This is a genomic window from Vibrio sp. MED222 (assembly GCF_000153005.1).
GTDB classification, from domain to species: Bacteria; Pseudomonadota; Gammaproteobacteria; order Enterobacterales; family Vibrionaceae; genus Vibrio; species Vibrio tasmaniensis_A.
In genome coordinates this window covers 225,285-241,182 of record NZ_CH902611.1, presented here as the reverse complement: position 1 = coordinate 241,182, position 15,898 = coordinate 225,285, and the positions used below count along the sequence as shown (strand labels likewise).

Genomic DNA, 15,898 nt, shown 5'->3' with positions numbered 1-15,898 from the left:
TCGAATTAAGCCTCCTGCTCTTTAGTAGACTTTTTCGTTGGCTTACGGAAGCGGTAACGACGGTCACTGATAGCAATAACACCACCAATCGACATAATCAGAGAACCAGCCCAGATCCAACGTACAAATGGTTTGTAGTAGATACGCACAGCCCAAGATTTATTGTCGTCTAAACGCTCACCCATTGCGATGTAAAGGTCGCGCGTTACGCCACGATCAATCGCCGCTTCTGTCATCATCGACTTAGCGGTTGTGTAGAAACGTTTTTCAGCGTGAAGCGTGTTGATGTATTTGCCTTCTTTGGTAATTTCAAAGTCAGCAATGTAACCATCGTAGTTAGGGCCATCTTTGTCACGAACTCCTGTAAACAGGAAGCTGTACTCTTCAAGTTGGTAGCTTTCACCTGGTGCTAAGCGTACGTCACGTTCGATGCTGTAGTTTTGCACCATCGCAATACCAATCACTGTCACGGCCAAACCAATGTGACCACACATCATCGCCCAGTGGCTACGAGGTAGCTTAGTCAGGCCTTTCAGGAATGTATGACGGTGTGTCGCACGCTCATGAAGCTCAAAGCCATGCATGAAGATAATCCAGAATGCCATTACCCAACCGGCAAAAGCGGTACCGCTGAAACGGTCAGCCAAAATCGTAACCATTAGCGCACTTAAGCCCAGTGAGAATACACCTGAGATCAGCATAGGTTTAACGAGCTTAGATAGGTTATCACGTTTCCAACGGATCAGTGGACCGATACCTAATAGGAACGAGAACGGGATCATTAACCAGAAGAACAACATATCAAAGAATGGTGCACCGATAGATACCGAGCCCAAGCCTAACTGTTTATGAACTAATGGCAGCAAGGTACCAACTAACACAACCACAAGTGCAGCAATCAATAGGATGTTGTTGCCGAGTAGCGCGTTTTCACGAGAAACCAAATCGAAGTTACCACGTACACGAACCGATGCGCCTTTAACAGCAAACAACAACAGTGAACCACCGATAACGAACACTAAGAAACCTAGAATAAACATACCACGGGCAGGATCCGACGCGAATGCGTGAACCGATACCAAGATGCCCGAACGAACTAAGAATGTACCTAGTAAGCTTAGTGAGAATGCAGAGATAGCCAGCAAGACTGTCCAAGCTTTAAATGTGCCACGCTTTTCGGTTACCGCTAGTGAGTGCATTAGAGCAGTACCAGCTAACCAAGGCATGAATGAAGCGTTTTCTACTGGATCCCAGAACCACCAGCCACCCCAGCCAAGTTCGTAGTAAGCCCACCATGAACCAAGTGCGATACCTACTGTTAGGAATAACCAAGCAGCGATTGTCCAAGGACGAGACCAACGAGCCCATGCCGTATCTAAACGACCGCTCATTAGAGAAGCGATTGCAAAAGAGAACGCTACCGAGAAACCTACATAACCCATGTAAAGCATTGGCGGGTGAATAATCAAACCCGGATCTTGCAGTAGTGGGTTCAAGTCACGGCCATCAACAGGGAAGAAAGGCAATGTACGTAAAAACGGGTTAGACGTTACGATAATGAACAGCAAGAAGCCGACAGTAATTAAACCCATAATCGCCAGTACGCGAGCCACAGACTCTTGAGGCATACCACGACTAAACGTTGCAACTGCTACCGTCCAACCCGCTTGGATTAGAACCCAAAGCAGTAGTGAGCCTTCATGAGCCCCCCAAACCGCGGTAATTCGGTAGTACCAAGGTAGTTGGCTATTCGAGTTACTTGCTACGTATTGAATCGTAAAATCATTTGTGTAGAACGCGTAACACAAGATAAAGAACGAAATCGCTAGGAATCCGAACATACCCCACGACAGCGGTCGTGCACTGTTCATCAATAATGTGTTATTTCGAGCGGCTCCATACAGTGGGAGCACGCTTAGCAGCAGTGCAAGTCCCAAAGACAGGATCATCGCAAAATGGCCGATCTCGGCTATCATTGAGCATTTCCTTCTTTTTGTTCAGTCGTGTATTGCAAAGGCTCATGAGTTTTCTTCATTGCTTCAGCAACTTCAGAAGGCATATATTCTTCATCGTGCTTTGCCAACACCTCAAACGCTTCAATTGTCGTTGCATCCTTAAGGACACCTTGAGCAACAATACCTTGGCCTTCACGGAAAAGATCAGGAAGGATGCCATCATATAGAATCGTCACTTTAGGGCCTACATCAGCCAAATCGAAGCTAACACGCAATGATTCATTGTCACGGCTTACAGAGCCGACTACAACCATGCCACCAATACGTAAGCGTTGACCCACTTCAGGTTTTTTACCATCTTTGCCGTTGACGAGCTCGGTTGGTGTATAGAACAGATCCATGTTCTGGTTAAGTGCATAAACCATCAATCCAACAGTTGCACTGATACCAAAAAAGATCGCTAAGATAATGCCTAGCCTCTTTTTGCGTCTTGGGTTCATAGAGTGTTCTCCATATTTTTTGCTGCATCAATACGAGCTTGACGGTCAATCTTAGCTTGTACTTCATTTAATAATTGCTTACCACGACGAACGCTTACGACCAGTAAAATGATCATCGCGAGGAATGTGATTCCAAATGCACTCCATACATATGAGGCGTAGCCACCCATGGCAAAGAAATCACTCAGAGATTCAAAATACATAATTACCTACCCTACTACGCTTTATTAGCCGCTAGCTTGCGAACCCATGGACGGTGACTCTCTTTACTGATGATTTCGTTTCTAAAACGAACCATAGTCACAGCACCAAAGAAAAAGGCAAAACCGAAGATGTTAAGAAGAAGCGGCCATAGCATGTCACTTGAAATAGAAGGCTTATCAAACTTAGTAATTGTTGCGCCTTGGTGGAGTGTGTTCCACCACTCTACTGAAAAGTGAATGATAGGTAGGTTGATGACACCAACGATGGCCAAAATACCGGCTGCTTTTGCTGCGGTTTTTTGGTCGTCAAACGCATGGTGCAGTGCAATAACACCTAAATATAGGAATAGAAGAATCAGCTCTGAGGTTAAACGTGCATCCCAAACCCACCAAGCACCCCACATTGGTTTACCCCAAACAGCGCCAGTTAGTAACGCAATAAAGGTAAATACAGCACCGATAGGCGCCATAGCCAACGCAGCCATGTCTGACAGCCTTACCTGCCATACCAAACCGATAAAGGCGGCAATTGCCATCGACATGTATACACCCATAGACCAAATTGCAGACGGAACATGGATATAGATAATTCGGAAGCTATCGCCTTGCTGGTAATCAGAAGGGGCAAATGCAAGCCCCCATACAGTACCGGCGGATAGACACAATAGCGCTAGGATCGAAAACCATGGCAGAAGTTTACCAGCAAGCTGATAAGAGGTTTCTGCTTTGGCGTAGGGATGGAGCCATTTCCACATGTTGTAATCTCACTCTTACTTCATATTGCTTACAGCTATCACAGCTATAATTATTATAATTTATTTGGCTTACAGCTTCTTTCAGTGACTCTAGGAGTTTGAAGGCTTTAAATCGTTCACTTTGAACATGCAAAGTGCTAGTGAGTGCGTAGTTAATCTTAACCAGGTAATTAACTAGTTAACACTCACTCTCAGTGCTGCACTGATGGCAAATGGGGTGAGCGTCATCGCGCCCATTAACATTGCCCCTAACACCGCTAATTGTCCGTTATACGCAACGCCTAACGCTGCGGCATCAATCGCTGATGTAGCAAATATAAGAATTGGGATATACAACGGCAAAATAAGCAGACTTAACAGCACACCACCTTTTTGTAACCCAACCGTTAAAGCCACACCAATCGCACCAATAAAGCTTAATGCAGGCGTACCGACCGATAACGTTAAGACTACCGATAACCAAGTATCGAAATCCAAGGACAGCAGCACCGCCAACAACGGACTGATCAATATTAATGGTAACCCTGTCAATAACCAGTGCGCTATGACCTTGGACAAGACTACCAACTGCAACGGGATGGGCATCAACATCATCTGCTCAAGCGCGCCATCTTGAAAATCATCACGAAACAAACGCTCTAAAGAGAGCAATGCAGAAAGCAAAGCCGCTACCCAAACAATACCTGCAGCAATACGTGCAAGTAGGTTTGGCTCAGGGCCGATACTCAATGGGAAAAGGGTGATGACAATAATAAAAAACCACAGAGGGTTAAAGATATCGGCTTGGCGACGAAATGCGATCAATAGCTCACGTCGGATGATCGTTGTCATTGAAGAGATCATATTACTCACCCAACTTTATTTTTCTTAGTTTCGGGCTATCAGCAAACATATCTTGGTGTGTGGTTAATAACACAATGCCACCGTTATCTGCATGCTGAGAAAAAAGAGACTCCAAAACCTTAACACCCTGCTTGTCTATTGCAGTCAGCGGTTCGTCTAGAATCCATAACATTTGCTTACTCAACCAAAGACGAGCCAATGCCACACGGCGCTGTTGCCCCGCTGAAAGTTGCCCTGCTGGTACGTCTTCTCTACCAGCAAGCCCCACTTGAGCCAATGCATTGTAAAGTTCTTCCTTACTCGTTCCACTGCTGTGAATCGATTGATAGAAGCTCAGATTTTCATAGGCACTGAGCTCGCGTTTCACGCCAGTTTGGTGACCAAGAAAAAGCAAATTTTGGTGATACATATCTCGGTTCGACTCAATAGATTCGCCATCCCAAGAGATAGTGCCGTCATCGCGGTCGCCTAGCCCGGTGATAATCCTAAGGAGTGTCGTTTTCCCAGTACCGTTACGACCTTCAACTTGAACCAGTTCACCGGGTTTCAATTGAAAAGACAACGATTCAAACAGAACCCTGTCGTCACGAATAGCAGTTAAATTTGAGACTTCTAGCATAGGTAAATTTAGTCGAGTAATGAGGGGGCTATAGTAGCACACCAATAAGGTGACAAAACAGGACTAGGCGTTTTCGAAAGGACAAACTCCGTAAGAAACTGTTACCACCGCATCACAATTTACACATTTTCATCAACAAACAAGATATTGCATTAGATACAAATACTTATAAACATCGTTCTATATAGGTATAACAGGCACAAAAAAAGAAGCCGAAGCTTCTTTTAAGAGGTGTGCGTGATGAACATCAATTGCTCATTACGCAGTAAGCGCTAAATTTAACGACGTCGAGTCGGGTCTCTGCGATCACGAGAGGATGCAGGTTGTTCATCATACGATGAAGGATTACTTCTTAACGAAGGGATTTTTTCCTTACCTGCGAGCTTATTCTGCAGAGACATCATCAGCTCAGCTTCTGCCTTAGGTAATTCACACTCTTCGATCAGTTCGTTTATCCCAGCCCCAAGCTGAACCATTTTAGTTGCACGTGTATACAAACGCCCATCGGTGTCCGCATGTTCCAACTCAACAATACGTTCATTCAAGTGTTTTATCAGATCTTGCTGTTCCGTCACTTTCTGACCAAGGCCAACCACAACAGAGCGAACTTCAAGTAATTGCTTACTCGATTTTTGAAGCTCTTTATCCAAGTTACGAACTTGCAGGCGTGACGTATCGATCTGCTTTTGAATTGCACTTTTTACTTTGCTAATCAAAATCACGATGAATAACGTAAAAACCCCAACTCCGACTATCAGAGCAATAGGGTTTAAAGGAAGCGCTTCAAACATTACAGGTGAGCCATCTCATCCCATTCGTCTTCACTTAACAGCTTGTTCAGATCGACTAAGATAAGAAGCTTGCCATCACGGTTACTAACACCTTGGATGAACTTAGCACTTTCATCAGTACCAACACTTGGTGTCGTGTCGATTTCAGAAGAACGCAGGTAAACAACTTCAGCAACGCTATCTACTAAAATGCCAATAACTTGACGCTCAGACTCAATAACAATAATGCGTGTGTTATCAGTGATTTCACCTTGCATCAAACCAAAACGAGAACGAGTGTCAATAACAGTAACAACGTTACCACGCAGGTTGATAATACCTAAAACGTAGTCTGGAGCACCCGGTACTGGAGCAATCTCGCTGTAACGCAATACTTCACGTACTTGCATTACATTGATGCCGTAAGTTTCTTCTTCTAGTTGAAATGTCACCCATTGAAGTACTTCATCATTTGTTTGATCTTTTCTTACTTCAACTTCACTCATATGAGACATAGATAATCCTCTTGCCGTCGTTACCGACCACTGTTGTTAACTTGATGCTTATATTGTACCAATCGTAGTACTAGCCCAATGCTTTTACGTCTAGCCCTGCATTTAGCATGGCGGTTAATGCTTCAACATGGATCAAAGCACACATTTTTTCTTTTACCATACCAGCGAGCCATGGCCGTTTCCCTGCCGTTTCTCGCCAGCGTACTTTATCTGTATTAAGCAGCTCGGTACCTTTAAGCTCTGTGCTCGCAAGCCCCCACAAGCTTTCGCCAAGCATGACTATATATTGATAATTTTCTTTATAATCATCACATAATAGCTTTTCAGGCATCACCCATTTGGCGGTATCAACCACGTCTAGCTTACTATCTCGATTAGTTTGCAACCCCAAATACCAAGCAGGTTTGCCAATAATATGACTTAACTCTTCGAGGCGATGAATACCCCCGAGCTCATCAAGTGGCACAGCAAACGTCACACCGTTCACATCAAAATACAGCACTTGAAAATCTTCAGTTCTAGCCGTCGTTTCCCATGATGTAAACTGACCGGCTCCACCAGCTTGAGTTTCAAGTTCGGTAAATGGCTCAATTTGAGGAGATTCAAGATCGGGTTCAGTAGCCTTAACTTCTACTTGCTCCGTCTCCAGCGATTCAGCTTGTAACTCTTCAATTTGCTGCGATTCAACAGGTGGCTCTACAGCAATTGATAAATCAGGTTCTGGAAGATCCCAATCTTGAATTTCAGGATCTACAGACACTTGAACAGACTCTACTGCAGCGTCAAACATTTGCATGTCTGCCTGCTGAGCAATTTGCTGTGTGTTCCGATCCATCAACTCATCTAGATTCAGCTCATCGACAACATTAGTCGCTTCTAAACGACTCAGAAGTTTCTGAACATCCTCAAGATTCGGCACTTCAAATTCTGCAGCGCGTATTTCGGCGTAGCTTGAATAATGACTTGTCGTTAATTGTGGCTCTGGCTCTGGCTCTGGCTCTGGCTCTGGCTCTGGCTCTGGCTCTGGCTCTGGCTCTGGCTCTGGCTCTGGCTCTGGCTCTTTAGTTTGTGATTCGTCGCTAGACTCGTCAACAAGAAAAGCATCAGATTCAAAGTTTTCATCGCCTAACAGCGCGGTAAAGTAATCATCGATTGCTTGTTCACTCGATAAACTTGGTTGCGTCAATGTCGATTCGTTATTCGCGCTCATTTATCGCTAACCTCTCGAGATAAATAAGCAGCTGTTTATAAGCAAATACACCACGGCTACCCGATGCGAAATGAGATGCTGGTAAACGTTTTAGACTGGCATCGCGAAACTTGGTATCAATCGGCACAGCAGAGGTCCAAACTTGGTTTGGATAGTCATCTTTAAGCTGAGTCAATGTTTGCAATGATGCTTTCGTTCGCTTGTCGTACATCGTCGGGACAATCGTCACCTTAAACGGTGTTTTGCGAGACTTCTGCATAATGGTTAGAGTGCGAATCATGCGCTCTAAACCCTTCATCGCCAAAAATTCAGTCTGTACCGGAATCAAGATACGATCACTGGCAGCCAACGCATTCACCATCATCACACCAAGAATAGGCGGACAATCGATAAGCACGTAGTCATAGTCATCTTTCAAAGCGGCTAAAGCACGCTTTAAGATCAAGCCCATACCACTTCGATTTCCCATTACACGGTCTAATGTCGCCAATGACATGTGTGCGGGAATAATATCGATACCTTCAATTTCGGTCTGTATAGTCAACGCTCTCACAGCTTGCGTAGAAAACTCACGCAGCTGGAACAGATCAAACAGGCTCGATTCCACCGTATCTGAGTCGTAACCCAGATAGGTGGTTAGTGATGCATGTGGGTCAGTATCAACCAACAACACACGATGACCCTTTAAGGCAAGTAAGCCAGCTAGGGTCACTGTCGTCGTCGTTTTCCCAACGCCACCTTTTTGGTTTGCAACACTCCAAACAATCATGTCGATTTACCTAAGCTAACCCAACTTCGACCAAAATCCGTTCCGCAACGCGGTCTAGAGGTAGGTCTTCAGTAGAAATGCCAGCTTTTGCTACAGCTTGAGGCATACCATATACAACACAACTATCTTCGTCTTGCGCCCAAATGGTCGAACCCGCTGTTTTTAACATGCGAGAACCTTCTCGACCATCAGCACCCATACCGGTCAGTATCATAGACAACACTTTATCGCCGTAGATCTTAGCTGCAGAACCAAAAGTGACATCTACACAAGGCTTGTAGTTCATTCGGTCACCACCATCGATAATCTTCAGACGCGCCGAACCCGGGCGACCATCAATCATCATTTGCTTTCCGCCTGGAGCAAGATAAGCCACCCCAGGTTTCAACAGGTCTCCGTCTTGAGCTTCACGAACTTCAATCTTACACAAGGTATTCAAGCGGCTAGCAAAAGCAGCGGTGAACGTTGCTGGCATATGCTGCACTAACACAATCGGATGCGGGTAGCTGGCAGGGATGCGTGTCAAAATTTTCTGTAGTGCAACTGGCCCACCAGTAGAAGTACCAATTGCAGTTAATTGATACTTTTTACCCGAAGCTCTGAATTTCGCGGTTGAAGCAACCGCTGGTTTAGCAGCAGGGGCTGTTGCTGAAATAGATTGGCGCAATGGCGCTGATGTTGACGCCGTAGCTGTTGCGGTAGCTCTTGGCGCAACAGGAGTGCGTCGCATAAACGCGCGTTTTGCAGCAATCTGAATCACGCGCTGCTGAAGCAATGCGACAGCATCGTCACGGTTACGAGCGATGTCTTCAAATTTCTTAGGTAAGAAATCTAGAGCACCCGCATCTAACGCATCTAACGTTGCTCTTGCACCATCATGCGTTAGCGATGAAAACATCAAAATAGGCGTCGGAGACGCAGCCATAATTTCACGAACGGCAGTAATACCGTCCATGACAGGCATCTCGATGTCCATGGTAATTACGTCAGGTCTTAGCTTTTTCGCTTTCTCAACCGCTTCTTTACCGTTTACTGCTACATCGATGACTTCTAGGCGAGCCTCCGAGTTGATGATCTCGCTTACTCTACGACGGAAGAAGCTCGAATCATCAACGACTAATACTTTAATCGCCATATTTATCCTTAAGTTAAATTCTTGATGCAGCTGCGTACTGCTTCAACAAGTCCGGCACATCTAAAATCAATGCTATGTGACCGTCACTTGTAATTGTCGCACCTGCCATTCCTGGCGTGCCTTGAAGAAGCTTATCAAGTGGCTTAATAACCACTTCTTCTTGGCCGATAAGCGCATCTACAACAAAACCAACACGTTGACTACCAAGTTGCACAATAACAACATGACCATGACCTTGACGTCCTTCAACAAGACCTTCTTTAGGTGTAAGCCAATTTTGTAAGTAGAACAGTGGAATAGACTTATCGCGAACGATGATCGTTAGCTGGCCATCAACCACGTTTGTGCGGCTTAGGTCTAGGTGGAAGATTTCATTTACAGAAGCCAGTGGCAATGCGAACGGGTGACCCGCAACACCGACCATTAAGGTTGGTAGAATCGCAAGTGTCAACGGAACCTTAATGGTTATCTTGGTGCCTTGGCCCATCTCTGAATCGATATCAATAGAACCATTCAGTGTGTTGATCGCTGTTTTCACAACGTCCATACCTACACCACGGCCAGAGATATCTGAGATCTTTTCTTTACTTGAAAAGCCAGGAGCAAAGATTAGATTGAAACACTCTTTATTTGTTAGGCGAGACGCTGCATCATCATCCATCAGACCGCGCTTAACCGCGATTGCACGAAGCTTATCAGGGTCCATACCGCCGCCATCATCAACGATAGCCAGTTCAATGTGGTCGCCTTCTTGAGAGGCAGACAGAATCACTTTACCGGTTTTAGATTTACCCGCAGCAACACGGTCGTCCGGCATTTCGATACCATGATCGACAGAGTTTCTCACCAAGTGAATCAGGGGATCAGCAAGTGCTTCTACTAAGTTTTTATCAAGATCCGTTTCTTCGCCACGCATTTCAAGAACGATGTCCTTCTTCAAGGTACGAGCAAGGTCACGGACAACGCGAGGGAAGCGACCAAATACTTTCTTGATCGGCTGCATACGCGTCTTCATTACTGCACCTTGTAGGTCAGCAGTAACAACATCTAAGTTAGAGACAGCTTTCGACATTTCTTCGTCGTTGCTGTTTAAACCTAAGCTAACGAGGCGGTTACGAACCAATACTAGCTCACCCACCATGTTCATGATGGTATCCAGTGTTGATGTATCAACACGAACTGTGGCTTCAGCTTGCTGCTTCTTCGCAGGCGCTTTAACTTCAGCTTTTGCTGGTACGCTAGGCTTAGGCTCTGCTTTTACAGCAACAGGAGCAGGCTGTGGTTTAGGAGCGACTTTCGGCGCAACAGGCTCAGGCTTCGCTTGTACAGGCTTAGTCGCAGCATCCAACTCTTCAATTGAAGGGCCGTTACCTGAACCGTGTAACTGGTCAAGTAAACTCTCAAACTCAGCATCAGTCATTAGGTCATCGCCTTCAGACTTTACTGGTGCTTTGGCTACCGGAGCGACTGGAGGAGGTGGTGGTGGCGTTGAGCTTGCAGCTGTCGGGCTTTGACCTGCACCATGCAACTCATCTAACAACTTTTCAAATTCGTCGTCAGTAATGTCACCACTCGCAGCAACTGGCTGAGGTGCCACAGGTGCTGGCGCTGGTGTGTCTACAGATGATGTCGTTGGTGAACCACCCTTGCCGTGAAGTTCATCAAGTAAACGCTCAAATTCATCTTCAGAAATATCATCCACGGAAGATGCACTGATGTTTGTACTTTCAACAGTAGGTTCCTGAGCAATAACAGGCTCAGGAGCTGCAACGATAGGCTCAGAGATAACCGGTGCTGGAGCTTCTACTGCCACAACTTCATCTTCAGACTCTGGCTTACAGAGGCGATGAAGTTCATCCAGTAAAGATTGGTCTGCTGGTACTAAAGCTTCCTCATCTTGCACGGCTTTAAACTGTACATTGACTGTATCTAAAGCCTGTAGCATCGTATCCATCAGTCCTGATGTTACACTGCGTTGGCCATTTCTTAGAATGTCGAACACATTCTCAGCACCATGACAAGTATCCACCAGCTCGGTCAATGCTAGGAAACCAGCACCACCTTTTACTGTATGGAAACCACGGAAAATAGCGTTTAGTAGTTCTTTGTCGTCAGGGTTATTCTCTAGCTCTACCAGTTGTTCTGATAGGAGTTCGAGGATCTCTCCTGCTTCGACTAAAAAGTCCTGAAGAATATCTTCGTCTAAATCGTAGCTCATACGTTACCTTTAAAATCCAAGACTGGATAACAAATCGTCGACTTCATCTTGAGATGCAACAGCATCCTCACGAGCTTCTGGGTTCATGATCGGACCCTCTGGAGCAATAGATGACTTCTTCTCTGTCTCTGGTGTTGGTTCTATTTGATTCGCACCGAATACGGTGAGAATCTCTACCAGACGTCCTTCAACCTCATTCACCAAGGTAATAACTTTGCTAATAATCTGCCCAGTTAAATCTTGGAAATCCTGAGCCATCAAGATTTCAGTCAGTTGTCCACGTAGTTCAGTACTATCACCTTCTACTTGGACAAGTAATCCATCAATGCGGTGGCATAAAGCTTTGAATGTTACTAGCTCAATGCGGCCATGCATCAGTTCATTCCATTGAGGCCTTACTTGAAGTAAACACTCGTGTAAATTAGTTGCAATTGGCATACAGCGATCGACAGCGTCCATCGTTTTGTTCGCCGCAACTTCCGTTTTATCAATGACATATTGAAGGCGATCCCTGGCGTCAGGGATTTCATCATTTGCGATAACGTTAATACGCTCGTCAAAGTTGAATTGTGTCAAAGAATCATGGAGGTCACGAGTCAGACTGCCTATTTCTTGAAGCATTGGGTTATCTTGAAGATTAAAATTATCTTCATAAATGCTTCTAACAAGAGAATCAGCACCTTGCTGCTCGTCGTTTTCAAGCAGCTCTACTAATTTTTTTGCTTGTTCTAATGAAATCATCCTGAGTCCGGCCTTACTCCGCATAGTTTGTGACGCTTCAGCTTTAGAGGTAAACGGGAAACAAAAAAGTTAATGTCTCTCTATGAAGCGCCTGAAACAGGTTATTATGAGTGCTTATAAACGCTCAAAAATCTTGTCGAGTTTCTCTTTTAGAGTTGCGGCAGTGAACGGCTTCACAATGTAACCATTAACACCCGCTTGCGCTGCTTCGATGATCTGCTCACGCTTAGCTTCTGCTGTGATCATAAGCACTGGAAGGTGCTTAAGTTCAGCGTCTGCACGGACGTGTTTTAGAAGATCAATACCTTGCATACCCGGCATGTTCCAGTCAGTTACCACGAAATCAAATTCGCCTTTTTTCAGCATAGGTAACGCGGTCAAGCCATCGTCTGCTTCTTGAGTGTTGTTGAAACCTAAATCACGAAGTAGGTTTTTAACAATTCGGCGCATCGTTGAAAAATCATCAACAATGAGAATTTTCATGTTTTTGTTCAAATTAGCCTCCACTGAATAAAATCAGTGTTGTTAGTCGTTCTGTGTCCAAGCACTTAACTTAGTGCGTAAACGCTGCATAGATTGGCTTAGTATTTGGCTGACACGAGATTCGCTGACACCTAATACTTCCCCAATCTCTTTTAAATTGAGTTCTTCGTCGTAATAAAGCGAAAGCACGAGGCCTTCCCTTTCCGGAAGTTGTTTTATCGAGTCGATCAAAGCTTGGCGGAATGATTCATCTGCAACCCCTTGAAAAGGCGTATTATCTTGAGAATCTTCATTCGGAGATATTACATCATCAGAGACACCTAAGTCTTCTATCCCTACCAATTTTGAGCAATTAATATCAGTTAAAGCACTGTGATACTGGTCTAAACTCAGCCCCATGTGCTTTGCCACCTCAGCATCACTGGGATCGCGATTGAGAGTGCCCTCTAATTCCGCGATTGCACTACTGATTTCTCGATTATTTTTATGAACCGATCTCGGGACCCAATCCCCGCGGCGAATGTCATCCAACATTGCCCCACGAATTCGAATACCTGCGTACGTCTCAAAGCTTGCGCCTTTGGTACCATCATAGTTCTGTTGCGCTTCAATCAGGCCAATCATGCCGGCTTGAATCAAGTCATCAACTAATACATTAGGCGGTAATCGCCCCAACAAATGATGAGCGATACGCTTAACCAACACAGAGTACTTCTCAAAAAAAGCCTGCTGGCTATTGTGATTAGCATGTTGATCGTAAGTAAGCGCTTTATTCACCAAATGGTTCCTCTATAAATTCAGTACGGTTCAGCAGCCTTTCAACAAAAAACTCCAAGTGTCCGCTTGGTGTTTTTGGTATTGGCCAGGTCAATGCCTTATTAGCCAAAGAGCTGATTGCCAATGCAGCTGGAGAGCGAGGAAACGCATCGACTACGATTTTCTGTCTCTTAACTGATTGACGTACTTTATCATCTAAAGGAATACATGCTACGAGTTCGAGGCTCACATTCAAGAAGCGCTCTGTGACCAAAGTCAACTTTGCAAATAATTCTCGGCCTTCGCGATAGCTTCTGACCATATTTGCAACAATTTTGAATCGCTGTACTTGGTGCTCTCGACTCAACAGCTTAATCAATGCATATGCATCAGTAATCGACGTTGGTTCATCACAAACCACCACAACCACGTCCTGCGCAGCTCTTGAGAAGCTGATGACCATATCGGATATACCCGCTGCGGTATCAACCAATAAGATATCCATCTCGTCTTCAAGCGAACCAAAAGCACGAATCAATCCAGCGTGTTGAGCGTGTGAAAGTTCAGTCATGCTTTGTGTGCCTGATGTCGCTGGAATAATTTTAATTCCGTGCGGCCCTTCGACAATCGCATCCTTAAGTTCACACTCGCCAGCCAACACATGCCCAAGATTTCGTTTAGAACGAATGCCGAGCATGATGTCTACGTTAGCTAATCCTAAATCGGCATCCAGTACCATGACTTTCTTGCCTTGGCGAGCCATACAAATAGCCATACCTAACGTTACATTCGATTTACCTACGCCTCCCTTGCCACCCGTTACAGCGATAACTTTTGTGAGTGAAGGCTGGGTTAAGCGACGGAGGCCGCTAGCTTGATCGTGTATCATATTCTCATTCATATTTATCCGCCGCCTAGAGCCCTTCAGAATCGCTATTCCAGTAATGAGGTTCATTCTCTGTCGATTTTTCTAATAACTCATTGGCCTTAGCAATCATGTACTTTGGCTGAGCAATAACGATATCTTCAGGAACTCGTTGACCATTTGCTATATAAGCAACTGGCAATGCATTTTGTATTACCACACTGATGAACTCACCCAAACTAAGCGATTCGTCCAGCTTCGTCAGGATACATCCCGACAGCGGGATTCTTCTAAAGTGTTCAATGGTTTCTTGTAGTACTTTGCGTTGCGCGGTTGCGGGTAACACAAGGTAACTATTGATAACGGAACCACTCTCTTGCATCAATGTGTCTAACTGCTCAGATAGGCGAACATCTCGCTGCCCCATACCTGCAGTATCGACTAGAATCAGGCGACGATTACGTAACTGATATATTACATCGGCCAATTCACTAGAATCTTTAGCAACTCTTACAGGACAACCCATAATTCGACCATAAATCGATAACTGCTCATGTGCACCTATGCGATATGTGTCCGTTGTCACAAGCGCTACGTTGTCTGCACCGTACTCCATTGCTGCGCGGGCTGCGAGCTTAGCAACGGTTGTTGTTTTACCTACGCCAGTCGGGCCAAGTAAGGCCACAATACCGCCGCGTTTTAAAATATCTTTTTGTGTTACTGAGATTTGATCCGCGACCAGAGCAAGCAAGGCTTTCCATGCTCGTGCTGGTTTTGTGTCTTCTGGAATGTAACAGGCCATTTGATCGGCGAGTTCTGCCGAAACACCCATACGTTCTAGGCGCTTGATAAGCATCGCTCGCAAAGGTTCGCGACGTTCGACTTCTTGCCACATGAGTCCAGAGACTTGGTGCTCTAACAAACGACGAATTGAAGTCATCTCGTCGCGCATCGTTTCCATTTCAGTATCTGAACCTTTGGATTGAGCATTCTCTCGACCACGATCATAACGGGTAGGATCTAAGCGAGGTGCTGGACGCTCTACTCTGCGATCTTCGGCAATCAATTTAGATAAACCCGTTTCACGAGCAAAGGCCGAGTCAAGGGTGCCGCTAGAATGCTGGCTACTCTGAGGTTGATGACCGTTACTTGACTGGCGATTGAGCAATGCTGATAACGAGTCTTCGTTTTCAGCGCGATGTTGTTGATCATCGTCGGCGCCATGACTGTATTGCTTTAGCATATTCGCAAAGCGCTTGGTCATTGAGCGTCCACCTTCTGCATTCGGCTGGATGCTAACCTTGTCATCATCTAATTGACGACGCCCAGTTGGCAATTTGGGCTCAGACATTTGAGTGTACTGGCTTTGCGTAGGCTGCTGAGGTTTATTGAGTCTGGGACTTGCTGTCGACGGGCTGGAATCGCCATCAATAGCGGCAACAATTTCCACACCACCTGCGACCTTTTTGTTAGACATGATCACCGCTTCTGAGCCAAGTTCTTCTTTAACTTGGAGCAGGGCTGTTCGCATATCTTTTGCAAAAAATCGTTTAATTTTCAA

The 15,898-nt window shown here is 45.3% G+C and carries 17 protein-coding genes; all 17 read right to left on the bottom strand.

Going from position 1 to position 15,898, the window contains the following annotated elements; genetic code table 11:
- Window positions 1–5 precede the first annotated feature (5 nt).
- A complete protein-coding gene (locus MED222_RS02020; RefSeq protein WP_009848523.1) occupies window positions 6–1,976 on the bottom strand; it encodes a heme lyase CcmF/NrfE family subunit in 1,971 nt (656 codons plus the stop codon).
- Window positions 1,973–2,455 (bottom strand): cytochrome c maturation protein CcmE, encoded by a 483-nt coding sequence (ccmE, locus tag MED222_RS02025; RefSeq protein ID WP_009848524.1) that lies wholly within the window; start codon window positions 2,453–2,455, stop codon window positions 1,973–1,975. Before ccmE ends, MED222_RS02020 begins: the two co-directional genes overlap by 4 nt.
- A complete protein-coding gene (gene ccmD / locus MED222_RS02030) occupies window positions 2,452–2,658 on the bottom strand; it encodes a heme exporter protein CcmD (protein WP_009848525.1) in 207 nt (68 codons plus the stop codon). The genes ccmE and ccmD overlap by 4 nt, the downstream gene beginning before the upstream one ends.
- A 14-nt stretch (window positions 2,659–2,672) precedes the next feature.
- Window positions 2,673–3,413 carry a heme ABC transporter permease gene (locus MED222_RS02035; RefSeq protein ID WP_009848526.1) on the bottom strand — a complete coding sequence of 247 codons (741 nt, stop codon included), beginning with the start codon at window positions 3,411–3,413 and terminating at the stop codon, window positions 2,673–2,675.
- A gap of 174 nt (window positions 3,414–3,587) precedes the next feature.
- Window positions 3,588–4,256, bottom strand: a complete 669-nt coding sequence (gene ccmB / locus MED222_RS02040; protein WP_009848527.1) for a heme exporter protein CcmB — start codon at window positions 4,254–4,256, stop codon at window positions 3,588–3,590.
- 1 nt (window position 4,257) lies between these two features.
- Complete coding sequence (gene ccmA / locus MED222_RS02045; RefSeq protein WP_009848528.1) at window positions 4,258–4,875, bottom strand: cytochrome c biogenesis heme-transporting ATPase CcmA; 618 nt, start codon at window positions 4,873–4,875, stop codon at window positions 4,258–4,260.
- Window positions 4,876–5,153: 278 nt separating this feature from the next.
- Complete coding sequence (locus MED222_RS02050) at window positions 5,154–5,666, bottom strand: DUF2802 domain-containing protein (RefSeq protein WP_009848529.1); 513 nt, start codon at window positions 5,664–5,666, stop codon at window positions 5,154–5,156.
- The gene (locus MED222_RS02055) at window positions 5,666–6,160 is read right to left on the bottom strand and encodes a chemotaxis protein CheW (protein ID WP_009848530.1); all 495 of its coding nucleotides are present in this window, start codon (window positions 6,158–6,160) and stop codon (window positions 5,666–5,668) included. The genes MED222_RS02050 and MED222_RS02055 overlap by 1 nt, the downstream gene beginning before the upstream one ends.
- 70 nt (window positions 6,161–6,230) lie before the next feature.
- Complete coding sequence (locus MED222_RS02060; protein WP_009848531.1) at window positions 6,231–7,370, bottom strand: chemotaxis protein CheW; 1,140 nt, start codon at window positions 7,368–7,370, stop codon at window positions 6,231–6,233.
- Window positions 7,357–8,139: a ParA family protein gene (locus MED222_RS02065; protein WP_009848532.1), complete on the bottom strand. Its 783-nt coding sequence runs from the start codon at window positions 8,137–8,139 to the stop codon at window positions 7,357–7,359. Before MED222_RS02065 ends, MED222_RS02060 begins: the two co-directional genes overlap by 14 nt.
- Window positions 8,140–8,149: 10 nt before the next feature.
- Entirely contained in the window at window positions 8,150–9,274 is a 1,125-nt protein-coding gene (locus MED222_RS02070; RefSeq protein WP_009848533.1) for a protein-glutamate methylesterase/protein-glutamine glutaminase, read from the bottom strand.
- A 13-nt stretch (window positions 9,275–9,287) separates the two neighbouring features.
- The gene (locus MED222_RS02075) at window positions 9,288–11,492 is read right to left on the bottom strand and encodes a chemotaxis protein CheA (protein WP_009848534.1); all 2,205 of its coding nucleotides are present in this window, start codon (window positions 11,490–11,492) and stop codon (window positions 9,288–9,290) included.
- A 9-nt stretch (window positions 11,493–11,501) separates the two neighbouring features.
- Window positions 11,502–12,233: a protein phosphatase CheZ gene (locus tag MED222_RS02080; protein WP_009848535.1), complete on the bottom strand. Its 732-nt coding sequence runs from the start codon at window positions 12,231–12,233 to the stop codon at window positions 11,502–11,504.
- 114 nt (window positions 12,234–12,347) lie between these two features.
- Window positions 12,348–12,716, bottom strand: coding sequence for a chemotaxis response regulator CheY (gene cheY / locus MED222_RS02085; protein WP_012603445.1), 369 nt, complete (start codon window positions 12,714–12,716; stop codon window positions 12,348–12,350).
- A gap of 42 nt (window positions 12,717–12,758) precedes the next feature.
- Window positions 12,759–13,493 (bottom strand): RNA polymerase sigma factor FliA, encoded by a 735-nt coding sequence (locus MED222_RS02090; protein ID WP_009848537.1) that lies wholly within the window; start codon window positions 13,491–13,493, stop codon window positions 12,759–12,761.
- Window positions 13,486–14,373 (bottom strand): MinD/ParA family protein, encoded by an 888-nt coding sequence (locus tag MED222_RS02095; protein WP_009848538.1) that lies wholly within the window; start codon window positions 14,371–14,373, stop codon window positions 13,486–13,488. The genes MED222_RS02090 and MED222_RS02095 overlap by 8 nt, the downstream gene beginning before the upstream one ends.
- A 13-nt stretch (window positions 14,374–14,386) precedes the next feature.
- On the bottom strand, window positions 14,387–15,898 hold the full coding sequence (flhF, locus tag MED222_RS02100; RefSeq protein ID WP_032555338.1) for a flagellar biosynthesis protein FlhF: 1,512 nt from the start codon (window positions 15,896–15,898) through the stop codon (window positions 14,387–14,389).

Bases quoted from the DNA above. Each gene is read 5' to 3' on its own strand.
- MED222_RS02020 (WP_009848523.1), bottom strand. From the start codon at position 1,976: ATGATAGCCGAGATCGGCCATTTTGCGATGATCCTGTCTTTGGGACTT.
- ccmE (WP_009848524.1), bottom strand. From the start codon at position 2,455: ATGAACCCAAGACGCAAAAAGAGGCTAGGCATTATCTTAGCGATCTTT.
- ccmD (WP_009848525.1), bottom strand. From the start codon at position 2,658: ATGTATTTTGAATCTCTGAGTGATTTCTTTGCCATGGGTGGCTACGCC.
- MED222_RS02035 (WP_009848526.1), bottom strand. From the start codon at position 3,413: ATGTGGAAATGGCTCCATCCCTACGCCAAAGCAGAAACCTCTTATCAG.
- ccmB (WP_009848527.1), bottom strand. From the start codon at position 4,256: ATGATCTCTTCAATGACAACGATCATCCGACGTGAGCTATTGATCGCA.
- ccmA (WP_009848528.1), bottom strand. From the start codon at position 4,875: ATGCTAGAAGTCTCAAATTTAACTGCTATTCGTGACGACAGGGTTCTG.
- MED222_RS02050 (WP_009848529.1), bottom strand. From the start codon at position 5,666: ATGTTTGAAGCGCTTCCTTTAAACCCTATTGCTCTGATAGTCGGAGTT.
- MED222_RS02055 (WP_009848530.1), bottom strand. From the start codon at position 6,160: ATGTCTCATATGAGTGAAGTTGAAGTAAGAAAAGATCAAACAAATGAT.
- MED222_RS02060 (WP_009848531.1), bottom strand. From the start codon at position 7,370: ATGAGCGCGAATAACGAATCGACATTGACGCAACCAAGTTTATCGAGT.
- MED222_RS02065 (WP_009848532.1), bottom strand. From the start codon at position 8,139: ATGATTGTTTGGAGTGTTGCAAACCAAAAAGGTGGCGTTGGGAAAACG.
- MED222_RS02070 (WP_009848533.1), bottom strand. From the start codon at position 9,274: ATGGCGATTAAAGTATTAGTCGTTGATGATTCGAGCTTCTTCCGTCGT.
- MED222_RS02075 (WP_009848534.1), bottom strand. From the start codon at position 11,492: ATGAGCTACGATTTAGACGAAGATATTCTTCAGGACTTTTTAGTCGAA.
- MED222_RS02080 (WP_009848535.1), bottom strand. From the start codon at position 12,233: ATGATTTCATTAGAACAAGCAAAAAAATTAGTAGAGCTGCTTGAAAAC.
- cheY (WP_012603445.1), bottom strand. From the start codon at position 12,716: ATGAAAATTCTCATTGTTGATGATTTTTCAACGATGCGCCGAATTGTT.
- MED222_RS02095 (WP_009848538.1), bottom strand. From the start codon at position 14,373: ATGAATGAGAATATGATACACGATCAAGCTAGCGGCCTCCGTCGCTTA.